The following is an 8,260-nucleotide window of genomic DNA, read 5'->3' as shown; positions in this document are numbered from 1 at the left end:
TCCATCTGGCCGAACACCAGCGCGGTGTCCTTGAGCACGTTGGCGTCCGCAAGTTCCACCCACAGGTCGTTGCCCTCACGGGTGCGCTCGCCAACCCCGGCGAACACCGAAGTGCCGCCGAAGTTGCGGGCGATACGGTTAATCATCTCCTGAATGAGCACGGTCTTGCCCACGCCGGCACCGCCGAACAGCGCGATCTTGCCGCCACGCACGTACGGGGTGAGCAGATCGACGACCTTCAGACCGGTCTCGAGCATCTCGGTGCGAGGCTCCAGCTCGTCGAAGGCCGGCGGGCGGCGGTGGATCGACCAGTGCTCGAAGTCCTTGCCGTATCCGGGTTCGTCCAGGCACTGGCCCAACGCGTTGAACACGTGCCCCTTGACGCCATCACCGACCGGCACCGAGATCGAGGCGCCGGTGTCGATGACCTCGACGCCACGAACGAGCCCGTCGGTGGGCTGCATGGAGATGGTGCGCACCAGGTTCTCGCCGAGGTGCTGAGCAACCTCAAGGGTCAGCGTCTTGGCCATCGGCCCAAAGGAGATGTCGGCGTGCAGGGCGTTGAAGAGCTCCGGCACCGACCCGCGCGGGAACTCCACGTCGACGACCGGTCCGGTGACCCGCACCACGCGGCCGGCACCCTCTTTGCTGCTGCTCGCGCCGCCACTGCTGTAGCTGCTGGTGCCACTGGTGCTGGTGACTGCGCTGGTGACTGTGCTGCTGCTGTCACCGCTGTCGCTGGCGTAGATGACGGTGGTCTCGGTCATTTCAGTCTTCGCTTCCTAAGCATTCCGACGGGGGTCTATTTCGCTGCGTCGGCCAGAGCGTTTGCGCCGCCGACGATTTCGCTGATTTCCTGGGTGATCTTGGCCTGCCGCTCCCGGTTGGCCATCAGGGTGAGGATCTTGATCAGATCGTCGGCGTTGTCCGACGCCGACTTCATCGCCCGCCGCCGCGAGGCCGACTCCGACGCCGCCGCCTCCAGCAGTGCCGAGAAGATCCGAGTAGCGACGTAACGCGGCAGCAGCGACTCGAAGAGTGTGGTGGCGTCCGGTTCGAAGGAGAACAGGGTGTGCGGCCCGGTGTCCTCTTCGACGTACTCCACCTCCATCGGGGCGATCCGGCGCGCCTCAGCCACCTGCGAGAGCATCGACCGGAACTCGGTGAAGACGATGTGAAGTTCGTCGACGCCCAGGACGCCATCGTCGCCAGGGTTGTCGCCTTCATCGTCGGCGCCGGCCAGGAAGGCCGTCACCATGGCGGTCGCGATCTCCTGGGCCTGCTCGTAGGTGGGTTTCTCCGAGAAGCCGATCCACGAGTCGGTGACCGCCCAGTTACGGAAAGTGAAGTAACTGAGCGCTTTGCGGCCCACCACGTAGAGGGTCGGATGCTTGCCCTCCTCGCGCAGCAGTGCCATCAACTCCTCGGAGCGCCGCAACAGGTTGGCGTTGTAAGCGCCGCACAGTCCGCGGTCTGACGAGATCACCAGCACCGCGGCCCGTTTGGGATTCTCCCGCGCCACCAGCAGTGGATGGTCCAGCGCCGACTCAGCCGCGAGTTCGGTCAGCATGTTGGTGATCTCGGCCGAATAGGGCCGGGCTGCCTCCACCCTCGCCTGCGCCTTGGCGATGCGCGAGGTGGCGATCAACTCCTGGGCCTTGGTGATCTTCTTGATCGACCCAGCAGATTTGATGCGTCCGCGAAGTTCGCGGAGGGTGGCTGCCATTACTTCCTCTTCGGGGCGGGCTTGCGGACCTTGACGGCTTCCTTCTCCACGTCCGCCTCGTCCATGGCGGCGACGTGCTCGTTGGGGATCACCGAACTACCGTCGGTGGTGGCGAAGCCGCGCTTGAATTCGGCCACCGCCTCGGTGAGCGCAACGTCGGTGTCCTCGGAGAGTTTCTGCGAGGTCTTGATCTCGCTGAGGATCCCGGAATTCGACGCCCGCAGATGCTCGAGGAACTCCGACTCGAAGCGGGACACATCGGCCACCGGCACCGAGTCGAGATGGCCCTTGGTGCCCAGGAAGATGGCCACCACCTGGTCCTCGACCGCCATCGGGGTGTACTGCGGCTGTTTGAGCAGTTCCACCAACCGAGCGCCGCGCTCCAGCTGCGCCTTGGATGCCTCGTCGAGGTCGGAGGCGAAGGCTGCGAAGGACTCCAGCTCGCGATACTGGGACAGATCCAGGCGCAGTGAGCCGGCCACCTCCTTCATGGCCTTGATCTGCGCCGCGCCGCCCACGCGGGACACCGACACACCGACGTTGATGGCCGGTCGCACGCCCTGGTTGAACAGGTCGGTCTCCAGGAAGCACTGGCCGTCGGTGATCGAGATGACGTTGGTGGGGATGTAGGCCGAGATGTCGTTGGCCTTGGTCTCGATGATCGGCAGGCCGGTCATCGAGCCGCCGCCGAGTTCGTCGGAGAGCTTCGCGCAGCGCTCCAGCAGACGCGAGTGCAGATAGAAGACGTCGCCGGGGTAGGCCTCACGGCCCGGCGGCCGGCGCAGCAGCAGCGAGATCGCCCGGTAGGCCTCGGCCTGCTTGGTGAGGTCGTCAAAGACGATCAGGACGTGCTTGCCGTCGTACATCCAGTGCTGGGCGATAGCCGAACCGGTGTAGGGCGCAAGCCATTTGAAGCCCGGGGAATCCGATGCCGGGGCGGCGACGATGGTGGTGTAGTCCATGGCACCACCCTCCTCCAGCGCGCGACGCACGCTGGCGATGGTGGTGCCCTTCTGTCCGATCGCGACGTAGACGCAGCGAACCTGCTTATTCGGGTCGCCGGTCTCCCAGTTCTGTCGCTGGTTGAGGATGGTGTCGACGCAGACGGCGGTCTTTCCGGTCTTGCGGTCGCCGATGATGAGCTGTCGCTGGCCGCGCCCGATCGGGGTCATGGCGTCGATGGCCTTGATCCCGGTCTGCAGCGGCTCACTGACGCCCTTGCGCTCGACCACCGACGGGGCCTGCAGTTCCAGCGCGCGGCGAGTACTGGCGGCGACGTCGCCCCGCCCGTCGATGGGTTGCCCAAGCGGGTTGACCACCCGACCGAGGAACGCATCACCCACCGGAACCGACAGCACTTCGCCGGTCCGCCGGACCTGCTGGCCTTGCTCGATCTTGTCCGACTCACCGAGGATCACCGCGCCGATGCTGTGCTCGTCGAGGTTGAGCGCCACGCCGAGCACACCGCCGGCGAACTCCAGCAGTTCCTGGGTCATCACCGAGGGCAAACCCTCGACGTGGGCGATGCCGTCACCGGTGTCGATGACGGTACCGACCTCCTCGCGCCCGGTGCCCGCCTCGAAGCTCGAGACGTAGCTCTCGATGGCGCCCTCGATGTCCTGTGCGGAGATTGTCAACTCTGCCATGGCTTTTCGTCTTCCTGCCTCTGGATGTCTTTGGAGTAGATCGGGTTTCGGCTTTTGGTGGCGGCTAGTCGGGCAGCTTCGTCGCTGCTGCGGCCAACCGGGATGACAGTGTTCCATCAATGACCTCGTCCCCCACGGCGACCGACAGCCCGCCGAGCAGCTCAGGGTTGACACTGAGCTGCACCGAAACGGGGTTGTGGTAGATGCGGGCGAGGATCTCGGTCAGCCGCCGGCGCTGACTGTCGCTCAGGTCGGCCGCGGCGCTGACCTGGGCAACAAGTTCCCCGCGGCGGGCCACCGCGAGTTCGGCCACTTCGTGCACCGCTTCGTCGGCACGCTCGCCATGGAGCAGTTCCACCGCGTGGGTAAGCAGTGCCGCAGCCGTCGGATTGGTGCCGCTGGCTCGATCAAGAATGCCGCGCAGCAACGCGACGCGGTCCGAGGACGGCTTGGAGTAGTCACTGAGCAGCGTGGTCAGTTGCGGCTCAGAGTCCAGAACGCGCCCGAACCGGAACAGCTGTTCGGCTACCTCGTCGGTCTGGTAATCGCGTTCAGCCTTGGCTAACAGGCTGAGCCGCGCAACATGCTGGAGAGCACCTCCGAAGTCCTCGGTCTTGGACCACCGCACCGATACCGCCGCATCGAGCAGGTCGAGCGTGGTCGTGCCGACCCGACCGCCGAGAACTCGTTGCACCAGTTGCCTCTTGGCGTCGGTCTCGCCGGTCGCCTCAGCAAGGTGTCGGGCCAGCATCGGCTCGCGCAGCAGAAGGTTCGTCACCGCGACCAGTTCATCGGCCAGGGTCGACAAATCGCTTGTGCTGAGCGATCCGGACAGCGCATCGAATCGGGCCACGACGGCGCCCTGGGCGTCCCGACTTGCCGAACGCAGGTCGCTGGCCGCCACTTCCGGAGCGAATGCGGCCGGGGCCATGGAATCCAACTCGTCGAGGAACCGGTCCACGGTGGCCGACTGGTTCTGCGGATCGGCGACGTGCGCCTTGACCAATTCGGTAGCTCGGCGAACCGACTCGCCACCGAGGTCGCCGCGCAGTTGGCGAATCAACTGGGAGCGCAGGAGCGAGACCTGCTGACCGCCTTGGACTTTGATCCGCTCGGCTTCGACGCCGGCCTGCACGTGCAACTGCTCGGCGATGCGCACCGAGTCGGTGCGGGCCTCATCGACGATGTGCCGGGCCTCGGTGCGACCCTCGTCGACCCGCTTGGCGTGAAACTGATCGGCAGCGGCGAGCCGCTGCTTGGCCTTGGCGCTCTCCTCCAACTGAGTGCGCACGGCTTCTTTCTGGGCGTTCATCAGCTTGCGGACCGGCGGGACCACGAATTTGGTGATGATCCAGACGATGACGGCGAAACCGACCAGCTGCCCGATGAATGTTGACATTCGCTACCGCCCTAGACCGTCGACGCCGAGGAGTAGCCCGGGGTGCTCGACGCCGAAACGCCGAGCACCCGGCTGGCCAATGTCTGCGACAACGTCTCCACCGACGCATTCAGGGTGGGCGCGATGGCGTCGCTCTGAAGCTTGAGTTCGTCGTTGGCTTCCTGCAGCGTGCCGGAGACCTCGTCGTTGGCCCGGGTACGCATATCGTCGATGACCTGCCGGCCCTCCGACCTGGCAGCGTCGCGGATGCCCGCGGCCTCGGAGCGGGCGGTGGCCAACTCCTTGTTGTAATCGGCCTCTGCGGCGGCCTCCTGCGCAGCGGCCCGGCGGTTGTCCTCGGCGGTCTGTGCCGCCATCCGTTCGCGCTCACTCAACACCTTCTGGATCGGCGGCACGACGAACTTGCCGATCACGCCGAGCACGATCAAGAAGATGGCCAGCACGAAGAAGAAGGTGCCGTTGGGGATGAGGAAGTTCTGGGTACCGCCTTCCCCAGCCGCCAACACGGTGACGCTCACGTCCCCCATGGCTGCTTAGGAGGCGCCGGGCGTGGCGAAGACGAACAGCGCCATGAACGCGAGGTTGATGAAGTACGCCGCCTCCACCAGACCGACGGTGATGAAGAACGGGGTGAACAGGCGGCCCTGCGCCTCGGGTTGGCGCGCGATACCGGAGATCAGCGCGTTACCGGCGATACCGTCGCCGATACCGGCACCGATGGCGCCGCCGCCCAGGATGAGCCCGCCGCCGATCAGGGCGCCGGCAACGATTTGTGGGTCTGCCATTACTTTCCTCCTTGATTGTTGGTAGGAGTCCTACCAGGGCTGTGGTTTGCTCGGGGGTCGAGCACAAGACTCGAGTTGGTTCTAGTGGTGCTCCTCATCCAGTTCCATGGACTGGCTGAAGTACAGGATCGTCAACAACGAGAAGATGAACGCCTGGATCAGACCGACGAACAAGTCGAAGGTCTTCCAGATCGCGTTGGGCGCCCACATGATGTACGGCGGGAACAACGCGATCAGGGCCACCATGATGCCGCCGGCGAAAATGTTGCCGAAGAGCCGGAGCGACAGCGAGATGGGCTTGGCGATCTCCTCGACGAGGTTGATCGGGGCCAGGAATGCGACGTGGCCCTTGAGCAGCTTGACGGGGTGGCCGATGAAGCCGCGGCGCCAGATTCCGGCTGCGTGGTAGCAGAGGAATACGAACAGAGCCAGCGCCAGCACGAAGTTGATGTCCGACGCCGGCGGTTTGAGCAACTCGTGGGTGCCGCCTTCAGCGGTGCCGTACTGCACCGGCAGCACTGCGATCCAGTTCGCGGCGAGAATGAAGACGAAGAGTGTCACTGCCAGGGGCAGCACGAACGGCGCGATCTTCATGCCGATGGCGGCCTCGATCTGGCCGCGCATCTGAACGGTGATGGCCTCCCAGAACAGCTGCACGCCGTTGGGTACACCGGTCGAGGTGATCTTGGCCTTCAGGAAGAAGGCCAGACCAAGTGTGACGGCCGCGGCGACCAGGGTCGCGTAGATGGTGTCGGTGTTGACGGTCATACCAAGCCAGGTGGCCGTGGTGTGGTGGCCGACCTCGATGGCACCCTCGGCGAGGATCTCTTCGGTCATGGTGCTCAATCCTTGAACATGTTGTCGGCAATTGAGGCGGGATTGCGATAAGAATCCACCGGAGCGCTTCCATCCTCGGCAAGCGCGTCCGGATCACCGGTGCGGATCTTCCTCCACACCGGAAGTGCGGTGCTGAGCACCAGGACGACCTGGAACAGCGCCAGGCCAAACAGCACACCCAGTCCGGGCGGGCGAAAGACGAAGGCGATGATCAGCCCGATGGCGGTGATGAGCAGCAGTCGGGTGGCCGAGTTGAGCGCCATCTTGTGCTTGAGCGGGTGGGCGTCGGCGGTGATTGAGGCCACCGACCGGCGCACCAGTAGAGCGTTGATCAGACCGAGACCCAGTCCGATTCCGAAGAACACCCCGTACAGCGCCTGGCCGGCCCAAGCGGCCACCGCGACTGCAACCGCGGTAAGCGCCGCACAGATGATCAGCAGTCGCAACGGCTGAAAAACCACCGACGGGAACACCAACGGCGCATCTGGCGCTGGCGTCGTCACAGGTCAACCCACAATCGCGTCGGTCTGGCGTATCCGTCGTGTACTTCTGCTGGAGCGTGTTCTTCTGCTGGAGAAGGGGCCCCAGGGGGCGCTCGCAACGGCACGGTACCACACGTTCATCAGCGGTAACCGGGAGTTAGGTGGGGCCTACTACTTGCTGTCGTAAAGAGTGTCGTAGAGCGCCGTCAACTCGTCGTCGTCGGGCATGTTCTCACCGCGGACGAGGGGGATGACGGTCACGACAACGGCCGCCACGAGGGCCGCGAGCAGCACCGCGCCGGTGTAGCGCGGATCGAAGAAGATGCTGCTGGCAGCGCCAAGGGCGACCAACCCCACCCAGAGGTAGATCAGCAGCACCGCGCGGCGGTGGGAATGACCGATCTGTAGGAGTCGGTGGTGCAGGTGCATCTTGTCCGGACTGAACGGGCTACGCCCGGCCCGGGTGCGCCGCACGATGGCCAGCAGCATGTCCAGTGCCGGCACGAACACCACAGCCACCACGAGCAGGAATGGGGACAGCAGGCCGAAGACGTCGCGGGCGCCGTAGGCGCTCTGCGAGATCGGTCCAGCCGCCGTCGTGGAGGCCGCCGCCAACATCAACCCGATCAGCATCGAACCGGAATCTCCCATGAAGATCCGGGCCCGATGGAAGTTGTGCGGCAGGAAGCCCAGGCACGCCCCGGCCAACACCACCGAGATCACCGCCGGCGGATAGAACAGCACATCCCCGCCGTGGTCACGCAGCAGGCCGACAGAGAAGATGCAGATGGCCATCGCGGTGATCAGCCCCAGGCCCGCTGCCAACCCGTCAAGACCGTCGACGAAGTTCATCGCATTGACCACCGCGACCGTCAGGGCCAGGGTGAGCAGGATCGAGGACACCTGATCAAGCACGATGGTGCCCACTCCGCCGAACGGAATGTAGAGCACGCTCCAGGCCACGCCCATGGTCACCAACACGCTGGCAGCGGTGATCTGCCCGGCGAACTTGGTCAGGGCATCCAGCCCCCACCGATCGTCGATGAGGCCGATGCCCATGATCAGTCCACCGGCGATCACCACCGCGGGCATTCCGGAGGAGTAGACGAACCCACGGGTGAGTGCCGGTAGCTGGGAGGCCAGGAACACGGCGGTGACCACGCCGAGGTACATGGCCAGCCCGCCCATCCGGGGGGTGGGCGCAAGGTGGACGTCCCGCGACCTGGGGTAGGCGACCGCACCCAACCGGGTCGCCAGCACCCGCACCCCGCCGGTGGCGAAGTAGGTGACGGCTGCGGCGGTTAAACCAACCAAGGTCAGTTCACGCAGTGGGACACCGGCCCCGCGATCCGAAAGCGCCAGGTAGAGCACGTCGGCGGCCATCG

9 protein-coding genes are annotated in these 8,260 nt (G+C 65.3%); all 9 read right to left on the bottom strand.

Going from position 1 to position 8,260, the window contains the following annotated elements; translation table 11 throughout:
* On the bottom strand, nucleotides 1-767 hold a 767-nt coding region (locus tag ADBZ5N_RS02390), incomplete at its 3' end, for a F0F1 ATP synthase subunit beta (protein WP_526255884.1).
* A 35-nt stretch (nucleotides 768-802) separates the two neighbouring features.
* A complete protein-coding gene (locus tag ADBZ5N_RS02385; RefSeq protein WP_526255883.1) occupies nucleotides 803-1,726 on the bottom strand; it encodes a F0F1 ATP synthase subunit gamma in 924 nt (307 codons plus the stop codon).
* Entirely contained in the window at nucleotides 1,726-3,372 is a 1,647-nt protein-coding gene (atpA, locus tag ADBZ5N_RS02380) for a F0F1 ATP synthase subunit alpha (RefSeq protein ID WP_526255882.1), read from the bottom strand. Before atpA ends, ADBZ5N_RS02385 begins: the two co-directional genes overlap by 1 nt.
* A gap of 64 nt (nucleotides 3,373-3,436) precedes the next feature.
* Entirely contained in the window at nucleotides 3,437-4,771 is a 1,335-nt protein-coding gene (locus ADBZ5N_RS02375; RefSeq protein ID WP_526255881.1) for a F0F1 ATP synthase subunit B/delta, read from the bottom strand.
* 11 nt (nucleotides 4,772-4,782) lie between these two features.
* Entirely contained in the window at nucleotides 4,783-5,298 is a 516-nt protein-coding gene (locus tag ADBZ5N_RS02370) for a F0F1 ATP synthase subunit B (RefSeq protein WP_526255880.1), read from the bottom strand.
* 6 nt (nucleotides 5,299-5,304) lie between these two features.
* A complete protein-coding gene (locus ADBZ5N_RS02365; RefSeq protein ID WP_293223340.1) occupies nucleotides 5,305-5,556 on the bottom strand; it encodes a F0F1 ATP synthase subunit C in 252 nt (83 codons plus the stop codon).
* An 81-nt stretch (nucleotides 5,557-5,637) separates the two neighbouring features.
* Nucleotides 5,638-6,393, bottom strand: a complete 756-nt coding sequence (gene atpB, locus ADBZ5N_RS02360; protein ID WP_526255879.1) for a F0F1 ATP synthase subunit A — start codon at nucleotides 6,391-6,393, stop codon at nucleotides 5,638-5,640.
* A gap of 5 nt (nucleotides 6,394-6,398) precedes the next feature.
* Complete coding sequence (locus ADBZ5N_RS02355) at nucleotides 6,399-6,896, bottom strand: ATP synthase subunit I (protein WP_526255878.1); 498 nt, start codon at nucleotides 6,894-6,896, stop codon at nucleotides 6,399-6,401.
* Nucleotides 6,897-7,046: 150 nt separating this feature from the next.
* Nucleotides 7,047-8,258, bottom strand: coding sequence for a glycosyltransferase family 4 protein (locus ADBZ5N_RS02350; protein ID WP_526255877.1), 1,212 nt, complete (start codon nucleotides 8,256-8,258; stop codon nucleotides 7,047-7,049).
* Nucleotides 8,259-8,260: the final 2 nt, after the last annotated feature.

Origin of the sequence: Mycobacterium sp. (assembly GCF_044370595.1) — a bacterium.
Classification (GTDB): Bacteria; Actinomycetota; Actinomycetes; order Mycobacteriales; family Mycobacteriaceae; genus Mycobacterium.
Note: the sequence above shows the minus strand (reverse complement) of the source record. Positions and strands in the feature narration are given on the sequence as shown.

Coding starts and splice junctions, on each gene's coding strand:
- ADBZ5N_RS02350 (WP_526255877.1), bottom strand. CDS start 8,258: ATGGCCGCCGACGTGCTCTACCTGGCGCTTTCGGATCGCGGGGCCGGT.
- ADBZ5N_RS02385 (WP_526255883.1), bottom strand. CDS start 1,726: ATGGCAGCCACCCTCCGCGAACTTCGCGGACGCATCAAATCTGCTGGG.
- atpB (WP_526255879.1), bottom strand. CDS start 6,393: ATGACCGAAGAGATCCTCGCCGAGGGTGCCATCGAGGTCGGCCACCAC.
- ADBZ5N_RS02365 (WP_293223340.1), bottom strand. CDS start 5,556: ATGGCAGACCCACAAATCGTTGCCGGCGCCCTGATCGGCGGCGGGCTC.
- atpA (WP_526255882.1), bottom strand. CDS start 3,372: ATGGCAGAGTTGACAATCTCCGCACAGGACATCGAGGGCGCCATCGAG.
- ADBZ5N_RS02375 (WP_526255881.1), bottom strand. CDS start 4,771: ATGTCAACATTCATCGGGCAGCTGGTCGGTTTCGCCGTCATCGTCTGG.
- ADBZ5N_RS02370 (WP_526255880.1), bottom strand. CDS start 5,298: ATGGGGGACGTGAGCGTCACCGTGTTGGCGGCTGGGGAAGGCGGTACC.